Annotated in this window: 16 protein-coding genes; 6 read left to right on the top strand and 10 right to left on the bottom strand. The window is 70.4% G+C overall.

Features of this window, described 5'->3' with window-relative positions; genetic code table 11:
- The first annotated feature begins 60 nt into the window (after window positions 1-60).
- Entirely contained in the window at window positions 61-2,085 is a 2,025-nt protein-coding gene (locus tag AB0H86_RS29025; protein WP_362444953.1) for a glycosyltransferase family 2 protein, read from the top strand.
- Window positions 2,082-4,019 (top strand): kelch motif-containing protein, encoded by a 1,938-nt coding sequence (locus AB0H86_RS29020; RefSeq protein ID WP_362444950.1) that lies wholly within the window; start codon window positions 2,082-2,084, stop codon window positions 4,017-4,019. The genes AB0H86_RS29025 and AB0H86_RS29020 overlap by 4 nt, the downstream gene beginning before the upstream one ends.
- 43 nt (window positions 4,020-4,062) lie before the next feature.
- Here the strand turns inward: AB0H86_RS29020 and AB0H86_RS29015 are convergent, their stop codons facing one another.
- Window positions 4,063-5,088 (bottom strand): glycoside hydrolase family 6 protein, encoded by a 1,026-nt coding sequence (locus AB0H86_RS29015; protein ID WP_362444947.1) that lies wholly within the window; start codon window positions 5,086-5,088, stop codon window positions 4,063-4,065.
- A 79-nt stretch (window positions 5,089-5,167) separates the two neighbouring features.
- Between AB0H86_RS29015 and AB0H86_RS29010 the strand changes: the two genes are divergently transcribed.
- Window positions 5,168-5,386 carry a hypothetical protein gene (locus tag AB0H86_RS29010; RefSeq protein WP_362444944.1) on the top strand — a complete coding sequence of 73 codons (219 nt, stop codon included), beginning with the start codon at window positions 5,168-5,170 and terminating at the stop codon, window positions 5,384-5,386.
- Window positions 5,387-5,650: 264 nt separating this feature from the next.
- Here the strand turns inward: AB0H86_RS29010 and AB0H86_RS29005 are convergent, their stop codons facing one another.
- The 5 genes from AB0H86_RS29005 to AB0H86_RS28985 all read right to left on the bottom strand — a co-directional run bounded on the left by AB0H86_RS29005 (window position 5,651) and on the right by AB0H86_RS28985 (window position 10,005).
- The gene (locus AB0H86_RS29005; RefSeq protein WP_362444941.1) at window positions 5,651-6,316 is read right to left on the bottom strand and encodes a class F sortase; all 666 of its coding nucleotides are present in this window, start codon (window positions 6,314-6,316) and stop codon (window positions 5,651-5,653) included.
- Between the two features lie 6 nt (window positions 6,317-6,322).
- Window positions 6,323-6,880, bottom strand: a complete 558-nt coding sequence (locus AB0H86_RS29000) for a hypothetical protein (RefSeq protein ID WP_362444938.1) — start codon at window positions 6,878-6,880, stop codon at window positions 6,323-6,325.
- A gap of 104 nt (window positions 6,881-6,984) precedes the next feature.
- Window positions 6,985-7,764, bottom strand: coding sequence for an HAD-IIA family hydrolase (locus tag AB0H86_RS28995; protein ID WP_362444936.1), 780 nt, complete (start codon window positions 7,762-7,764; stop codon window positions 6,985-6,987).
- 111 nt (window positions 7,765-7,875) lie between these two features.
- A complete protein-coding gene (locus tag AB0H86_RS28990) occupies window positions 7,876-8,655 on the bottom strand; it encodes a hypothetical protein (protein WP_362444933.1) in 780 nt (259 codons plus the stop codon).
- A 174-nt stretch (window positions 8,656-8,829) separates the two neighbouring features.
- Entirely contained in the window at window positions 8,830-10,005 is a 1,176-nt protein-coding gene (locus AB0H86_RS28985; protein ID WP_362445088.1) for an ROK family transcriptional regulator, read from the bottom strand.
- A 92-nt stretch (window positions 10,006-10,097) separates the two neighbouring features.
- On the opposite strand from AB0H86_RS28985, the gene AB0H86_RS28980 reads away from it, so the two are divergent.
- The 3 genes from AB0H86_RS28980 (at window position 10,098) to AB0H86_RS28970 (ending at window position 12,689) form a co-directional block, all read left to right on the top strand.
- Window positions 10,098-11,216 carry a Gfo/Idh/MocA family oxidoreductase gene (locus AB0H86_RS28980; RefSeq protein ID WP_362444930.1) on the top strand — a complete coding sequence of 373 codons (1,119 nt, stop codon included), beginning with the start codon at window positions 10,098-10,100 and terminating at the stop codon, window positions 11,214-11,216.
- Window positions 11,213-11,719, top strand: coding sequence for a heme-degrading domain-containing protein (locus AB0H86_RS28975; RefSeq protein WP_362444928.1), 507 nt, complete (start codon window positions 11,213-11,215; stop codon window positions 11,717-11,719). The genes AB0H86_RS28980 and AB0H86_RS28975 overlap by 4 nt, the downstream gene beginning before the upstream one ends.
- A gap of 103 nt (window positions 11,720-11,822) precedes the next feature.
- Window positions 11,823-12,689, top strand: a complete 867-nt coding sequence (locus AB0H86_RS28970; RefSeq protein ID WP_362444925.1) for an LLM class F420-dependent oxidoreductase — start codon at window positions 11,823-11,825, stop codon at window positions 12,687-12,689.
- 118 nt (window positions 12,690-12,807) lie between these two features.
- Here the strand turns inward: AB0H86_RS28970 and AB0H86_RS28965 are convergent, their stop codons facing one another.
- The 4 genes from AB0H86_RS28965 to AB0H86_RS28950 form a co-directional block, all read right to left on the bottom strand.
- Complete coding sequence (locus AB0H86_RS28965) at window positions 12,808-13,665, bottom strand: fumarylacetoacetate hydrolase family protein (RefSeq protein WP_362444922.1); 858 nt, start codon at window positions 13,663-13,665, stop codon at window positions 12,808-12,810.
- 231 nt (window positions 13,666-13,896) lie between these two features.
- Window positions 13,897-14,619, bottom strand: coding sequence for a YidC/Oxa1 family membrane protein insertase (locus tag AB0H86_RS28960; RefSeq protein ID WP_362444919.1), 723 nt, complete (start codon window positions 14,617-14,619; stop codon window positions 13,897-13,899).
- A gap of 104 nt (window positions 14,620-14,723) precedes the next feature.
- The gene (locus tag AB0H86_RS28955; protein WP_362444916.1) at window positions 14,724-15,038 is read right to left on the bottom strand and encodes a DUF6412 domain-containing protein; all 315 of its coding nucleotides are present in this window, start codon (window positions 15,036-15,038) and stop codon (window positions 14,724-14,726) included.
- A 128-nt stretch (window positions 15,039-15,166) separates the two neighbouring features.
- Window positions 15,167-15,994 carry a class E sortase gene (locus tag AB0H86_RS28950; RefSeq protein ID WP_362444913.1) on the bottom strand — a complete coding sequence of 276 codons (828 nt, stop codon included), beginning with the start codon at window positions 15,992-15,994 and terminating at the stop codon, window positions 15,167-15,169.
- Window positions 15,995-16,085 lie beyond the last annotated feature (91 nt).

Raw genomic sequence — 16,085 nt, 5'->3', positions numbered from 1 at the left:
GCCAGAGCAGCCGTAAAGACACGACTGACACGTGGTGACACACGTGTGGGGGGATGACTCATGACGTCGACGCCGACGGGCGCCCGGCAGAACTACGACCCGTCCCAGACCACCCAGCTCAGGGTGCCTTCACATCGGACCGGCGCGTTCCGCCGGATAAAGAAGACGCTGCCGAAGTACGACTACGAGCACTACAGCCGGCTGGCGGGTCCCCTCACCCAGCCCGACCCGACCAAGCCGTACAGAGTGCAGTACCGCTCCTTGATCTCGCAGGAACCGCACCGCATCAGGGTCGCGCTGATGCTGGCCGCCGCGCCGCTGCTCTCGCTGGTGCTGCTGGCCTGGCTGTTGCAGCCCGAGCACTGGACCGAGCGCGACTACCCGGCCTTCTCCTGGCTGCCGGCGCTCGACATCGTGATGCTCGTCGCGATCGGTCTGATCGAGTTCTTCCGCTGCATGAACGTGCTGTCGAACGCGCACGCCACCCTGGTCGCCCGCGACCCGGTCCCGGTGGTGCCCGAGACCGGCACCAGAGTCGCCTTCCTCACCTCCTTCGTGCCCGGCAAGGAGCCGCTGGACATGGTGACGAAGACCCTGGAAGCCGCGGTGCGGATCCGGCACCGCGGCCTCATGCATGTCTGGCTCCTGGACGAGGGCGACGATCCCGCGGTCAAGGCGGTGTGCGAGCGCCTGGGCGTGCACCACTTCTCCCGCAAGGGCGTCGCCAGGTGGAACCAGGCCAGCGGCCCGCACCGCGCCAAGACCAAGCACGGCAACTACAACGCCTGGCTGGACGCGCACGGCGACGAGTACGACTTCTTCGCCTCGGTCGACACCGACCATGTGCCGCTGCCCAACTACCTGGAGCGGATGCTCGGCTTCTTCCGCGACCCGAACATCGGCTTCGTCATCGGCCCGCAGGTCTACGGCAACTACGACAACTTCATCACCAAGGCCGCCGAGTCGCAGCAGTTCCTCTTCCACGCGCTGATCCAGCGCGCCGGGAACCGCTACGGCTCGCCGATGTTCGTGGGCACCTCCAACGCCGTACGCATCAAGGCGCTGAAGCAGATCGGCGGTCTGTACGACTCGATCACCGAGGACATGGCCACCGGCTTCGAGATCCACCGGCACAAGAACCCCGCGACGGGCAAGAAGTGGCGCTCGGTCTACACCCCGGACGTGCTCGCGGTCGGTGAGGGCCCCAGCGCCTGGACGGACTTCTTCACCCAGCAGATGCGCTGGTCCCGCGGCACGTACGAGACGATCCTCAAGCAGTACTGGAAGGGCTGGTACTCGCTGCCGCCGAGCAAGCTCTTCAACTACACGATGATGATCATCTTCTACCCGATGTCGGCCCTCAACTGGATCCTCGCGGCGATGAGTTGCGCGCTGTTCCTGGGCCTGGGCGCCTCGGGTGTGAACATCGACCCGACCGTGTGGCTGATGCTCTACGGCAACGCCTCTGCGCTGCAGATCGGCCTGTACATCTGGAACCGCCGGCACAACGTCTCCCCGCACGAGCCGGAGGGATCCGGCGGTGTGGCCGGCATGGTCATGTCCGCGCTGTCCGCGCCGCTCTACGCGAAGGCGCTGGTCGACACCGTCCTGCGCCGCAAGAGCAAGTTCGTGGTCACGCCCAAGGGCGATTCGGCGAGCCCCGACAGGTGGTTCGCGACCTTCCGGTACCACTGGTACTTCATCCTGATCTTCGGCGGGTCGATCACCGCCGGTTTCGTCTTCGGGCACTCGCACCCCGCGATGATCATCTGGGCGACCTTCGCCACGCTGATCACCGCGACGCCGATCTTCGCCTGGCGCCACCAGTTGCGGCAGGCCAAGAAGAAGCCCGCCGTGCCCGAGCAGGAGCCGCAGGACGCGGTTCCCGTCGCCCAGCCCGCGGCTCCCGCGGGCGCCTACGAGTCACAGCCGCTGCCCGTGCAGCGGACTGGGGCCCAGCACGCACCGCACGCACCGCATGTCCCGCATGCCCCGCAGCAGAAGCCGAGTTGGGCCGCCTCGAACGGCACGGGCGACCAGACCATGCAGATCGCCCTTGGTGGACTTGGGGGACGTAAGGAATGAACGACCGTGCAGGCCGCCGCCGGGCCCGTCGACTCGCGATCGGCACGGCGGTGGTGCTCGCGCTGGCCGGGATGAACGGGCCGTGGCTCTACCGCTTCAGCACCGAGAAATACCACCAGTACCAAATCAACAGACCGGAGTACAAAGCCGAGAACGGCAAGTGGGACATCATCGAGTTCCCCGAGAAGTACCGGCTGAACACCATCCACGCGGCGCTGCTGCGCACCGGAAAGGTGCTCCTCGTCGCGGGGTCGGGCAACAACCAGGACAACTTCGACGCCAAGAAGTTCGACACCCGGATCTGGGACCCCGTCAAGGGCACCATCAAGAACGTGCCGACGCCCAAGGACCTGTTCTGCACGGGCCACACCCAGCTCGCCAACGGCAATCTGCTGATCGCGGGCGGCACCAAGCGGTACGAGAAGCTGAAGGGTGACGTCACCAAGGCCGGCGGCTTGATGATCGTCCACAACGAGAACCCGGACAAGCCGATCACGCTGCCCGCGGGCACGAAGTTCGTGGGCAAGGAGAACGGCAGGACCTTCGTGTCGAAGGACCCGGTCGTGGTCGAGCGGGCGACGAAGAACTTCGACAAGCAGACCGGCGAGTTCCTCGGCAACACCCCGGGGCTCGGGCGCATCTACGTCGAGGCGCAGAAGAGCGGCGCCAAGTACGAGACGGGCACCCAGGACAACTACCGGATCCAGGGCCTGTCCGGCGCCGACGCCAAGAACACGTACGGCATCGCACAGAAGCTCGCCCTCGACAAGAAGGACTTCCAGGGCATCCGTGACGCCTTCGAGTTCGACCCGATAGCCGAGAAGTACATCAAGGTCGATCCGATGAAGGAGGCCCGCTGGTACCCGACGCTCACCACCCTGAGCGACGGGAAGATCCTCAGCGTCTCCGGCCTCGACGACATCGGCCAGCTGGTCCCGGGCAAGAACGAGGTCTTCGACCCGAAGACCAAGAAGTGGACGTACCTGCCGAAGACCAAGCAGTTCCCGACGTACCCGGCGCTGTTCCTGTTGCAGAACGGCAAGGTCCTGTACTCGGGCTCGAACGCGGGCTACGGGCCGGACAACGTGGGCCGCGACCCCGGTGTGTGGGACGTGGACACCAACAAGTTCACGAAGATCCCCGGGCTGAGCGACCCGAACATGATGGAGACGTCCGGGACCGTGCTGCTGCCGCCGGCGCAGGACGAGAAGTACATGGTGATCGGCGGCGGCGGGGTCGGCGAGTCCAAGCTGTCCAGCAACCGGACCCGGATCGTCGACATGTTGGCGGACAGCCCGAAGTTCGTGGACGGGCCCACGATGGAGAAGGGCACCCGCTATCCGCAGGCCTCGGTGCTGCCTGACGACTCCGTGCTGGTGTCCGGCGGTTCGGAGGACTACCGGGGTCGCAGCGACTCCAACATCCTCCAGGCTCGGCTGTACCACCCGGCCAGCAACACGTTCGACAAGGTCGCCGATCCGCTGGTGGGGCGCAACTACCACTCCGGGTCGATCTTGTTGCCGGACGGGCGGGTGATGTTCTTCGGGTCGGACTCGTTGTACGGCGACGAGGCGAACACGAAGCCGGCGACGTTCGAGCAGCGGATCGAGATCTACACGCCGCCGTATCTGTACCGGGACGCACGGCCGTCGCTGTCGGGTGGCCCGCAGACGATCGAGCGGGGGGAGTCGGGGACGTTCACGTCCCAGCACGCCTCGTCGATCAAGAACGTGCGGTTGATCCGGCCCAGTGCGGCGACACATGTGACCGATGTCGATCAGCGGTCCATCGCGTTGGACTTCAAGGCGTCCGGGGACAAGATCACGGTGACCGTGCCGAAGAACAAGAACCTCGTTCAGTCGGGGTGGTACATGGTGTTCGTGAACGACGACCAGGGGACGCCGTCGAAGGCTCAGTGGGTGAAGGTGCCGTAGGTGAGGTGCCGGCGGGGCCGCGTGTCGACGCGGCCCCGCGCCTCTACGTATCTGAGGCCTGGGCCAGTTTCAGGGCGTAGGTGGACCACCATTGGCCCGCCTTCGGGCCGCCCTTGCACTCGCCGTCCGACTCCCCCGGGCGCTTGACCCAGACGTACGCGTCGACCAGCGGGTCGGCCGTCTTGGTGGTCGGGTTCTCTCCCAGGGCCCGGCCGGGCGGGTTGCACCAGCGCTGGTCGGGGTCGCCGCCGTCGTAGGGGCCGTTGCCGTTGCGGCTGGTGTCGATGACGAAGGGCTTGCCGCCCACCTTCGAGGAGAGGTCCTTGCCGTAGGCGATGGACTTCTCGGTGGCGTAGAAGTTGGAGACGTTGACCGCGAAGCCGTCGGCCTGGTCGATGCCGGCGCGCTGGAGGGGTTGGAAGATCTCGTCGGGCCTGCCCCAGCCGGCGTTGCCAGCGTCCAGGTAGACCTTCGTGTTCTCCAGCGAGGTGAGCTTCTCGACGGCGCCCTTGAGAAGGTCGTAGCGCTCCTCGTGGAACTCCCCGGGCGTGCAGTTGTCGACCATGTGCAGTACCGCGTCCGGCTCCAGGATCACCGTGGCGGCGCGGTCGCCGATGCCCTCGGCCACGCTGTCGACGAACGACCGGTACGCGTCGCCGTCGGCGGCACCGCCCTGCGAGAACTGGCCGCAGTCCCGGTGCGGGATGTTGTAGACGACCAGCAGCGCGTCCCGGTCCGCCTTCGCGGCGGCCTCCGTGTAGCCCCGGGCCTGTTCCTCGGGGTTCTCCGGGTTGATCCACTCGGCGCTCGGCTGCTCGGCGATCTTGCGGATCTGCTCGGCCTCGTCCTTCTTGCCCGCCTTCTCGTAGGCCTCCATCTGTTGCGCGGCGTTGCCGTCCGGGTTGACCCAGAACGGGTCCGTTCCCTTGGGCTGTTGGGCGATGCCGGTGTCGTCGCCCTGCTGCTCACCGCCGTCGCCCCCGTCGCCCGAGGAACAGCCTGCGAGCAGCAGTGCCGCCCCCAGCACCGCCACGGCAGCCCGCGTTCCGGCCCCCCTGCTGACGTACATCCAACTCCCCCTTGGGTGCACCGTTCCAAGTCCCCAATCGTGACACATCAGTCGCGTCACCCACGAACACGCCCGAGTCATGTCCAAGAGCTGTTACAGCCCGACGGCCGGGGTACGCGCCCGCCGGTACGTGGCGCGCTGGGCGCCCGTTCACCGCGTCGAACATCTGCCCGACCGGGCGGCGGGGGTCATGCTCGGCGACGGCGACGGTGACGATGACGGCGACGGTGACGGTGACGGTGACGGTGACGGTGAACGCGTCGGCGGCGACGGCCGGGCCGGGTCGCGGGACCCGTAGCGGCGCGGACCACCTGCGCGGATCACGGAGCGCCACCACTCGGGGACTTGGCGTGCGACACCCTCTAGGCCCCGACGCTCATCCACTCTAAAGTCGTCTCATACGACCCCAGCCCCCGGCCGGGTCACGCACCACCATGGACCTCAAACCTCCCGCGCAGTCGCCGGGTTACTCCCGCAGCCCGTGCGCGCGGTCGAGGACCAGCCCGGTCGACGGCTTTGGGGGGGAGCGGGCCGTCGACCGGGCCAGGTGCCCGGGCCTTCCTCACACTCCCGTGCCCGTGAGGTACGCCGAGACGATCACGTTCGCCGTGTAGCTGCGGCTGACCCGGTCGAAGGTGCCGCCGCAGGTGATCAGCCGCAGTTCGGAACGCCCGGTCTGCCGGGGGCCGTAGGCCTGCTGGGCGTCGAAGCGGTCGCGGGTGACGACCTGGACGTCGTCGACCGTGAACTCGGCGACCTTGCCGTCGTCGCGGATCACCCGGACCGTCTCGCCGGGCTTCAGCACGCTGATCTTGTAGAAGACGGCCGGCCGGGTCTCGGTGTCGACGTGCCCGACCAGCAGGGCGGTCCCGGCCGCCCCGGGCTTCGCCCCGGCCGCGTACCAGCCGACCACGCCCGCCTGGTCGAAGGGCGGCGGATCGATCGCCCCCTGCCCGTCCAGGCCGCGGGCCACGACCGGTGCCTGGATGCCGAGGTTCGGGATGTCGACGCGCTGCGGGAGCGCGTCCCCGAGCGGCCGGTGCGCGGGCGGCAGCCGCACGTCCGGGGGCCGTCCGACCGCCGCCATGTCGCCGGTGGCCGGCGCTGATATGCCATTCCGTACGTCGGTCACCTCGCGCCCCCACAGCCACAGCCCGAGCAGCAGGAGCGCCCAGGCCACGCCGGTGAGCAGACGGCCGGTGCCGGTGGTGCGTTCTCGGTCGGACATCGTCGGTCAACCCGTCCTGCGGCTCCGGCGGCTGCCGCGCAGCACGACGGCCACCGCGGCGACCCCGGCGAGGATCAGTCCGGTCACCGCCTGCGCCGTACCGGGACCGGCCGCGCGGGCGTCCTCCCCGGCGGAGAGGTGGGCGGTGCCTCCGCCGCCCGCGGGTACCGGGGCGACCGGGGACGAGTGGCCGGACGGGGACGCGGGGGCGGACTCGGACGGCTGCGCCGCGCCGTTACCGACGATGATCCTGCCCGTCACCCGGAAGTCGGCGCAGGTGATCCGCACGACGTACGAGCCGGCCTTGATCGAGGTACGGACGCGGGTCTCCCCGGCGAGCGTGCCGTCGGAACCGGTGAGCCGGGCGTCCGTGACGAACGCCGCCGAGACGGCGGTTGCCGTCTCCTCCCCGACGCAGCCCCTCACCCGCAGCGCCACGTCGGCGCCGGGGGCGGGGGAGGACGGGGTCACCGTGACGCTGCCGCCGTCGGCCGCGTGCGCGGCCGGGGTGAGTGCGGTGACAGCCAGCACGGTGGAACAGAGAGTGAGGCGTAGTGAACCCATCGTGAACCTCCAGACATCTGGAGCCTCCCCCCAGGTCACCCACCACGCATCCTCAGTGGGTGCCTCGTTACTCCGTACGGGTCGCGTTCTTGGTCCGTCGGGTTTCAGATCCGGTCGACGAGGTCCGCGATCGAGTCCACGACCGTGGACGGCCGGTACGGGAAGTTGTCGACCTGCTCGGGCCGGGTCAGGCCCGTGAGCACCAGGAACGTCTGCATCCCGGCCTCCATGCCGGCCAGCACGTCGGTGTCCATCCGGTCGCCGATCATGGCGCTGGTCTCGGAGTGGGCGCCGATGGCGTTGAGGCCGGTCCGCATCATCAGCGGGTTCGGCTTGCCCGCGAAGTACGGGCTTCTGCCGGTCGCCTTGGTGATCAGCGCGGCGACGGCGCCGGTCGCGGGCAGCGGGCCCTCGGTCGAGGGGCCCGTCTCGTCGGGGTTGGTGGCGATGAACCGGGCGCCGGCCTCGATGAGCCGTACGGCCTTGGTCATGGCCTCGAACGAATAGGTCCGCGTCTCCCCGAGGACGACGTAGTCCGGCTCATGGTCGGTGAGGATGTACCCGATGTCATGCAGCGCGGTGGTCAGTCCCGCCTCGCCGATCACGTACGCCGAGCCGCCGGGCCGCTGGTCGTCCAGGAACTGGGCGGTGGCCAGCGCCGAGGTCCAGATGGACTCGACCGGCACGTCCAGGCCCATGCGCCGCAGGCGGGCGTGCAGGTCACGCGGCGTGTAGATCGAGTTGTTGGTGAGGACCAGGAAGGGCCTGCCGGACTCGCGGAGCTTCTTGAGGAAGGCGTCGGCACCGGGGATCGGTACGCCCTCGTGGATGAGCACACCGTCCATGTCGGTGAGCCACGACTCGATGGGCCTGCGGTCTGCCATGTGCGGGATCTCCTGCCGTACGCATGTACGCGGTGCTGCGTGCGCACAGCCTAGACAGAGGCCGGATCTTGAGGGAATGGCCAGGTCTCGCAGGGTGTGACGGGAGACGGCTCAGCGGCGCTTGCGGGCGACCAGCAGGGCGCCTACGACGATCAACAGCAGGGCCGTGGCCGCGAGGGCGGTGGTCCGGCCGAATCCACTGCGGGCGAGTTCGTCGGCGAAGGGGAGGCGGCCGGTGGCCGGTGTGGTGGCCTCGGCGCCCGGGCTCGGCGACGGCCGCGCGGCGGTGGCCTCGGTGCCGATGCCGAACCGGTAGTCGTTCGACTGCCCGACCCAGTCGCCGTCGTCCTCGTGCCGTTGTACGACGGTCGCGCCGGCGGTGACCTCGTTCGGCCCGGCATCCGAGGTGACCGCGAGCCGCACCTTCACGGTGACGGTCTCGCCGGCGGCGACGGTGAACCCGGGGAAGCGGTCCCTTTCCTCCTGCTTCCCTCCCTTCTCCACCCCCTTCTCCTCTCCGGCGAAGACTCCGATCAGTTCGTCGGAGTCGGTCCGCTCGAACCGGACGGAGTGCGGACGCGCGCGGTCCCCCGCGTAGAACTCCAGGCGGGCCTGGCGGGGTTGAAGAACACGGCGCTGGTCGACGAGGACGACGATCGGGTAGATGTTCCCGCAGGTCAGACGGGTGGTGTTGGTGAGGTCGAGATACCAGACGCCGTATCCCCCACCGGCTTCGTAGGAGTCGGGCCCGCCGTGGATCCGGGTCCTGACCGGGAAATCCCTCCCGTCGGACCCGGCCTCACAGGAATCGGCGTACGCCGGTGCCGCGAGCGGGAGATGAACGGCGGCGGCCGTCGCGAGGCAGAGCAGAGCGGACGTAGACAGTCGCATGAACACATGACCATGCCGGATGACCGCGGCCGGCGGGCGACGCCATTCCGCCAGGGGCACCGAATGGACGCGCGACGCCGCCCGATTGGCGCCACCGCGGGCCCTACGCCCGCGCCTGACGGGGCGGCATCAGGAAAGCGCCGGGCCGCGCGGCCCACCCAGCGCCCCGCCCGCCTACCCGTCCCCCCGCCCGAACAGCGGCGCCAGCAACAACTGTGCCGCCCCCTCCGCGACCCCGCGCACCCCGCCGGAGGCGACCCGCACGGGCACCACCCCCTCCCGTCCCCCCTCACGCCGGGCACGCGCGTCCAGAACGGCCGCGACTCCCCGTACGAAGGGCGACGGATCGGCGGCCACCGTACGACCGCCCAGCAGCACCAGATCGATGTCGAGCAGCCCCACCAGGTTCGCGGCGGCCTCCCCCAGCACGCGCGCCGCCTCCGTCGGCTCCCCCCGCGCCACCGCACCCAGACACAGCACCTCCACGCAGCCGCGGTTCCCGCACCCGCACACCGGCCCGTCCAGCTGAATGACCTGGTGGCCGAACTCCCCCGCCCCGGTCCGCGCCCCCCGGTGCACGCTCCCGCCGATCACCAGCCCCGCCCCGAGCCCCGTACCGAGATGCAGGTAGGCGAAGGACCCGCCCTCGCCGCCGACCGCGAGCCCCAGCGCGGCCGCGTTCGTGTCCTTGTCGACGACGACCGGCACGCCCACCCGCCGCGCCAGGGCGTCCCGCAGCGGAAACCCGTCCCACTCGGGAAACCCGGTGACCCGGTGCAGCACCCCCCGGATGTGGTCGAGCGGGCCGGGCAGTGCGACGCCGAGCCCGAGGAGGGAGCCGGCCACGGCGAGCGAACCATTGACGGCCGTGCCGAGCGCGTCGGTGACCAGGGCCTCCGTCTCCCGTGCCACCGCCGTCAGCACGGCGTCCGCCCCCGCGCCCAGGTCCAGCGGGGCCCGCCGCTCCCCCACCACGGTCCCGGTGAGATCGACGAGGACGGTCCGCAGTTCGTCCCGGTCCAGATGCACACCGGCCGCGTGCCCGGCCTCCGGCACCAGTCTCAGTACCGTGCGCGGCTTGCCGCCCGTGGACGCCCGGCGCCCCGCCTCCGCGGCCAGCCCGTCCTCCCGCAGCCGGGCCGTGATCTTACTGACGGCCTGCGGGGTGAGCCCGGTGCGGTCGGCGAGTTCGAGCCGGCTGATGCCCCGCGCCCCCGCCGTGCGCAGCAGGTCGAGGACGAGCGCCGTGTTGTGGCTGCGCAGAGCGAAGAGGTTCACGCCGACCGTCGATCCCGTCGCTCCCGTCGATCCTCTCAAGCCACCCGCACCCACAATCGCGCCCGCACCCATGCCCCTCTCCGCACCCCGGCTCTTCGTCCCGTCCACACCACCATTCTCCCCGGCGCTTGCACTTTGGCAACAGCGTTGCGAAAGTGGGAGGCATGACAGGCAATACAGCTAGGACTGGTACAGCTGGTACGGCCGGTACGGCTGGTACCCCCCTTCGTGTGGGCCTCGTCGGCTACGGCCTCGCGGGCTCCGTCTTCCACGCCCCGCTGATCGCCGCCACCGAGGGCCTCGTCCTCGACACGGTGGTCACCTCGAACCCCGAGCGGCAGAAGCAGGCCCGCGCCGAGTTCCCGGACGTGCGCACGGTCGCCGGCCCGGACGAGCTGTTCGAACGGGCCGCCGATCTGGACCTGATCTCCATCGCGACCCCGAACAAGACGCACGTCCCGCTGGCCACCGCCGCCCTGAAGGCCGGCCTGCCCGTGGTCGTGGACAAGCCCGTCGCCGGCACGGCCGCCGAGGCACGCGAGCTGGCCGCCCTCGCCGAGGAACGCGGCCTGCTCCTCTCCGTCTTCCAGAACCGCCGTTGGGACAACGACTTCCTGACGCTGCGCAAGCTCATCGCCGACGGCGAACTGGGCGACGTATGGCGCTTCGAGTCCCACTTCGAACGCTGGCGGCCGCAGCCGAAGGGCGGCTGGCGTGAGTCCGGCGATCCGACAGAGATCGGAGGTCTGCTGTACGACCTCGGCAGTCATGTCGTCGACCAGGCGCTGGTCCTCTTCGGCCCGGCCGTCTCCGTGTACGCCGAGTCGGACATCCGCCGCCCGGGCGCGGAGGCCGACGACGACACCTTCATCGCGATCACGCACGCGAACGGTGTCCGCTCCCACCTGTACGCCTCCGCGACGACCGCCCAACTCGGCCCCCGTTTCCGGGTGTTGGGCACGAAGGCGGGCTATGTGAAGTACGGCCTCGATCCGCAGGAGGCGGCGCTGCGGGAGGGTGAGCGTCCCGGTGCGGGAGCCGACTGGGGTCTGGAACCCGAGTCCCTGTGGGGTCGGGTCGGTGCCGGCGAGTCCCCGCTGACCGGCGGCGGCCGGCCCGAACCGACGCTGCCCGGCGACTATCCGGCCTACTATGCGGCCGTGGCCAGGGCCCTCACCGACGGCGGTCCCAACCCGGTGACCGCGCTGGAGGCGGCCGCAGCCCTCGACGTACTGGAGGCGGCACGCCGTTCGGCCCGTGACGCGGTGGCGGTGACGCTGTGACGCACAACCAGGAGATCGGCCCGAAGTTCCACCCGGAACTCACCCCGCCCCTGGAGGAACTGGAGGCGCAGGAACGCCGCCTGGTCTTCCGGCAGTTCACGTACGAAGACGCGTGGGCCCTGGGCACCCTCCTTGTCGAGCTGGCCCGCGAGCGGCAGGCGCCCGTCGCCATCGACATCCACCGCGCCGGCCAGCAGCTCTTCCACGCGGCCCTGCCCGGCTCCGCCCCCGACAACGACGCCTGGATCGCCCGCAAGCGCCGGGTCGTGGAGCGCTACGGCTCCGCCTCCTACCTGGTGGGCGCACGCTTGCGTGCCAAGGGCACCACGTTCGAGGAGTCCTCGCGCCTGGATCCGGACGAGTACGCGGCCCACGGCGGCTCCTTCCCGATCACCGTCGAGGGCGTGGGCGTGATCGGAGCGGTGACCGTGTCCGGGCTGCCGCAGCTCCAGGATCACCGGTTCGTGGTGGAGGCGCTGGAGCAGTACTTGGACCTCGGCTGACGGGAAGATCTCGGCGCCCCCTCCGGTTGGCACCGCTGTAGCGCTGTGGCGCAGACCTATGGCGCGCACCTGTTACACGCACCGACCGGAGGGACCGCGACCCATGAGTGACTCCTTGAAGGAAACCGTCGGACGGTACGGCATCTGGAGCTTCGGCCTGCGCTCCGAGGACCCGTCCCGGCGCGGTGAACTGGCCGAGGCGGCCGCCGAGTTGGAGGAGCTGGGCTACGGCGCCCTCTGGCTGGGCGGCAGCAGTGCCGTCCGCAACGCCGTACCGCTCGTCGAGGCCACCTCGCGCATCACCGTCGGCACCAGCATCCAGAGCATCTGGCAGTACGAGGCCGGTGACACGGCGGCGGAGCTGGCCGAGCTGGAGGCCACGCATCCCGGCCGCTTCGCCCTCGGCCTCGGTGTCGCCCACGCCGGGAACACGGAGCAGTACCGCCGCCCCTACTCGGCCCTGGTCACCTACCTCGACGCCCTGGACAAGGCGGGTGTCCCCGCGGACCGCCGCCTGCTGGCCGCCCTCGGCCCGAAGAACCTCGACCTGGCCCGCGAGCGCTCCGCCGGCTCGATCCCCTACCTGGTCACCCGCGAACACACGGCGAGGTCCCGCGAGATCCTCGGCGAAACCCCGCTCCTGGCCCCCGAGTTGATGGTCGTCCTGGAGACGGACCCGACCCGAGCCCGCGCCCTGGCCCGCGAGGCCCTCGCCGTCTACCTCGGCCTCCCGAACTACACCAACAACTTCCTGCGCGGCGGCTTCACCGAGGACGACCTGGCCGACGGCGGCAGCGACCGCCTGATCGACGCGCTGTTCGCCTGGGGCGACGACGACGCGGTCCGGGCCACCATCGACGGCTTCCACGAGGCAGGCGCGGACCACGTGGCGCTGCAGATCATCGACGGCCGTTCGCGCGACACCCTGCCGCAGGAGGCATGGCGCAGGCTGGCTTCTCTGCTGGCCTGAGTGGAGACACCTCAGGGGCGCGGGACTGTGATCATGTGCGGCTCCGCCGCGTCGGCGCGACACCCCGCGACGGACCGCGACGGACCGCGGTCGCCGATGAACCGCGACTCCCCGCTCCTCAGGCGTTCTTGAACTCCTGCCGCTGCCGCCCGAGCCCCGAGATCTCCAGCTCCACCACATCACCTGCCCGCAGGAACGGCTTGGGCTCGGGCGCGCCCAGCGCGACCCCCGCCGGTGTGCCGGTGTTGATGACGTCACCCGGATACAGGGTCATGAACTGGCTGACGTACCGCACGACCTCCCCCACCGGGAAGATCTGCTCGGCCGTCGTCCCGTCCTGCTTCAGCTCTCCGTTGACCCACAGCCGCAGGGACAGCGTCTGCGGATCGGGCACCTCGTCCGCCGTCACCAGCCACGGCCCCAGCGGGTTGAAGGTCTCGCAGTTCTTCCCCTTGTCCCAGGTCCCGCCGCGCTCGATCTGGAACTCCCGCTCGGACACGTCGTGCGCCACCGCGTACCCGGCGACATGCGCGAGCCCCTCCTCGGCGGACCCCAGGTAGCGGGCCGTACGCCCGATGACGACGGCCAGCTCGACCTCCCAGTCCGTCTTCACGGACTCGCGGGGGATCAGCACCGTGTCGTGCGGCCCGACCACCGTGTCCGCGGCCTTGAAGAAGATCACCGGCTCGGGCGGCGGCTCGGCCCCCGTCTCGCGGGCGTGGTCGTGGTAGTTCAGGCCGATGCACACGATCTTGCCGATACGCGCGAGGGGCGGCCCGACCCGCAGTCCCGCCGGGTCCAGGGCGGGCAGCGAACCCTCGTCGGCGGCGGCGCGGATCCGGCCGAGCGCCTCGTCGTCGGCGAGCACCGGTCCGTCGATGTCCGGGACGACGCCGGACAGGTCTCGCAGCGTTCCCTCGGCGTCGAGCAGCGCGGGACGCTCCCCGCCCGCCGTACCGACTCGCAGCAACTTCATGATCACAATCTCCCTCGATCGCGGCGCTGTCGTCCGACGGGTGCAGGCATCGGATGACTGGTCGATCCTCCAAGCTCGACGCCCGGTCCGCAATACCCGGTTCACGGAGTGGACCGCCGAGCCGGTCGTCACCTCTGGACCGCCGAGCCGGTCGTCACCTCTGGACCGCGGGGCCGTTCGTCACCTCTGGACCGCGGGGCCGTTCGTCACCTCTGACCGCCGAGCCGGCCGTCACCTGTAGAGCACGGCTCGCTCCACCGCGCTCCACGTCGTACTGGTCACCACGTACAGGGCCGCTGCCAACGGCACCACCGCCACGGTGAACAGCGTGAAGAAGGACATGAACGGCATGACCCTGTTCATGGCGCCCAGCCCGGGCAGCTGCTCACCGCTCCCAGCCGGCATCGCGGAAGGCACGGCGTTCGCGGCCGTCATCCGCTTGGTACGGCGGTAGTTGAAGGCGGCGACGGCCGCGACGGCCGTGAAGATCCCGACGTACACGAGGCCGGCGCCCCCGAACATCCCGCCGTCGCCCAGCGCGTCGGCCCAGCGTTCGCCGAGGGGGGCGGCGAAGAGCTGGTGGCTCAGGAGCTCGTTGGACCGTCCGCCGATCTCCGTGTTCGAGAACAGGTGGTAGAGGAGGAAGAACGCGGGCAGCTGGAGCAGGCCGGGCAGGCAGCCGGACAGCGGCGACACCTTTTCCTCGGCGTGCAGTTCCAGTACGGCCTTCCGAAGCTTCTCGGGGTTCTTCGCGTGCCGCTTCCGCAGCTCGGCGATCTTCGGCTGCAGCGCGCTCCGCGCTTTCTGTCCGCGGGCCGCCGCCCGGGACAGGGGGTGCACGAGAAGGCGTACGAGTGCGGTGAACAGGACGATCGCGGCGGCGGCCGCGGTGGCGCCGAACAGCGGCTGGAGCAGGTCGGCCAGGTGCTGGACCAGGTCGGCGAAAACGGACATGGGTGAGCCCTCCGGGGGTCTCGTCTGCCGGGAGTGGTGAGAGACGGCATGACGACCCGCGCGGGGACACGGACGTACGAAAGGGAGCTGGTGCGGCCGGTGCCCTACGCGACGGTCGTCGGGAGGGCGTGTCCGGGCGCTCGGGGGCGGGTGCGCCCCCTGGCGTCGGGGTCTCGCTGGGGCAGGAACGCCGTACGGCGGGCGCGGTCCCTGATGGCCGTGCGCACCCGGGTGGGCGGCACGGCGGGCGCCGCGCGCGAGGCGAGCAGCGAGCAGACGGCGAGCGCGGAGCCGGCCGCGGCGGTCGCGGCGAGCGCGACGGCGGCGGCGGAGAGGCTGCCGATGTCGAGCAGCGCGACGTCCAGGAGCAGGATCAGCAGCACGACGGCGGGGCGCGGGTTGGTCCAACTGCGCATCACTACCGGCCCCTTCCCTCGCACGTCGGCGCGTCTCGCTCGTACGCGCGCGTGTCCTGCCTCGGTTGTACCTGTATACCCGATCGGCCTCAGTTCCGAGATGAACTGCCCTACGTCGAGGTACGGAGCGTCTACTCCTGCGCCTGGCGCGGCCGCATGGAGACGAGCTTCGCCCACACCACCAGGCGGTACCGGGACGTGTACTCCGGGGTGCAGGTGGTGAGGGTGAGGTAGTAGCCGGGGTCGGTGTAGCCGTGGCGTGGGTGGACGGTGGAACGCGGGATCGGGTTGATCACGCTCGCGTCGCGGGCCGAGGTCTGCGGCAGGGTCTTGTCGACGGCGTACGTGTTGACCGCGCTCCTGGTCTCGACCTCGACGATGTCCTTCGACCGGAGCCGGTCGAGGTACCGGAAGGGTTCGCCGTGGGTGTTGCGGTGCCCGGCGAGGGCGAAGTTCCCTGCCTGGCCCGGCTGTTGGCTGCCGGGGTAGTGGCCGACGTACCCCTTGTTGAGGACGTTCTGCTTGCTGACGCCTTCGGCGACGGGGACGCGGAGGTGGAGGCGCGGGACGGTGAGGATGGCGTAGGCCTGGGAGCGGCGGGGTGCCGAGGACCGGTCGGTGGTGGCCGGCGTGTCCGCCGACTGACGGGCGGCCCGCTCCTCGGGAGACGCGGACGGGACGGACGTACCAGAATCGCCGTCGCCGGTGCCGCTCCCGTGGCCGCTTCCGTCGCCGCTCCCCTGGCCTGTCCCGTCGCCGTCGCCCCACGTCCGCTCCAGCGCCTCCACCTTCCGCTCGGCGCCCTCCCGGGCCTGCCGGTTGGTCCACCACAGTTGGTGCACGACGAGAAGCAGCACCAGAACCCCGACGGTGACGAGGACTTCGCCGCCACTCCACAGCGCGCGTCGGCGCAGGGCGCGTCGTCGCCGTATGCCGTGGTGCACGACGTGAAGCCGCATGCGTACGCCTCCTCGACCGGGTCGCGCCGCCCGCCGCCCGCACGATAAGCGCGAGGCCTCCAAGTCACCAGGCCCAACACCGCGGCGGCAG

Origin of the sequence: Streptomyces sp. NPDC050997 (genome assembly GCF_040660135.1) — a bacterium.
GTDB lineage: Bacteria > Actinomycetota > Actinomycetes > Streptomycetales > Streptomycetaceae > Streptomyces.
Note: the sequence above shows the minus strand (reverse complement) of the source record. Positions and strands in the feature narration are given on the sequence as shown.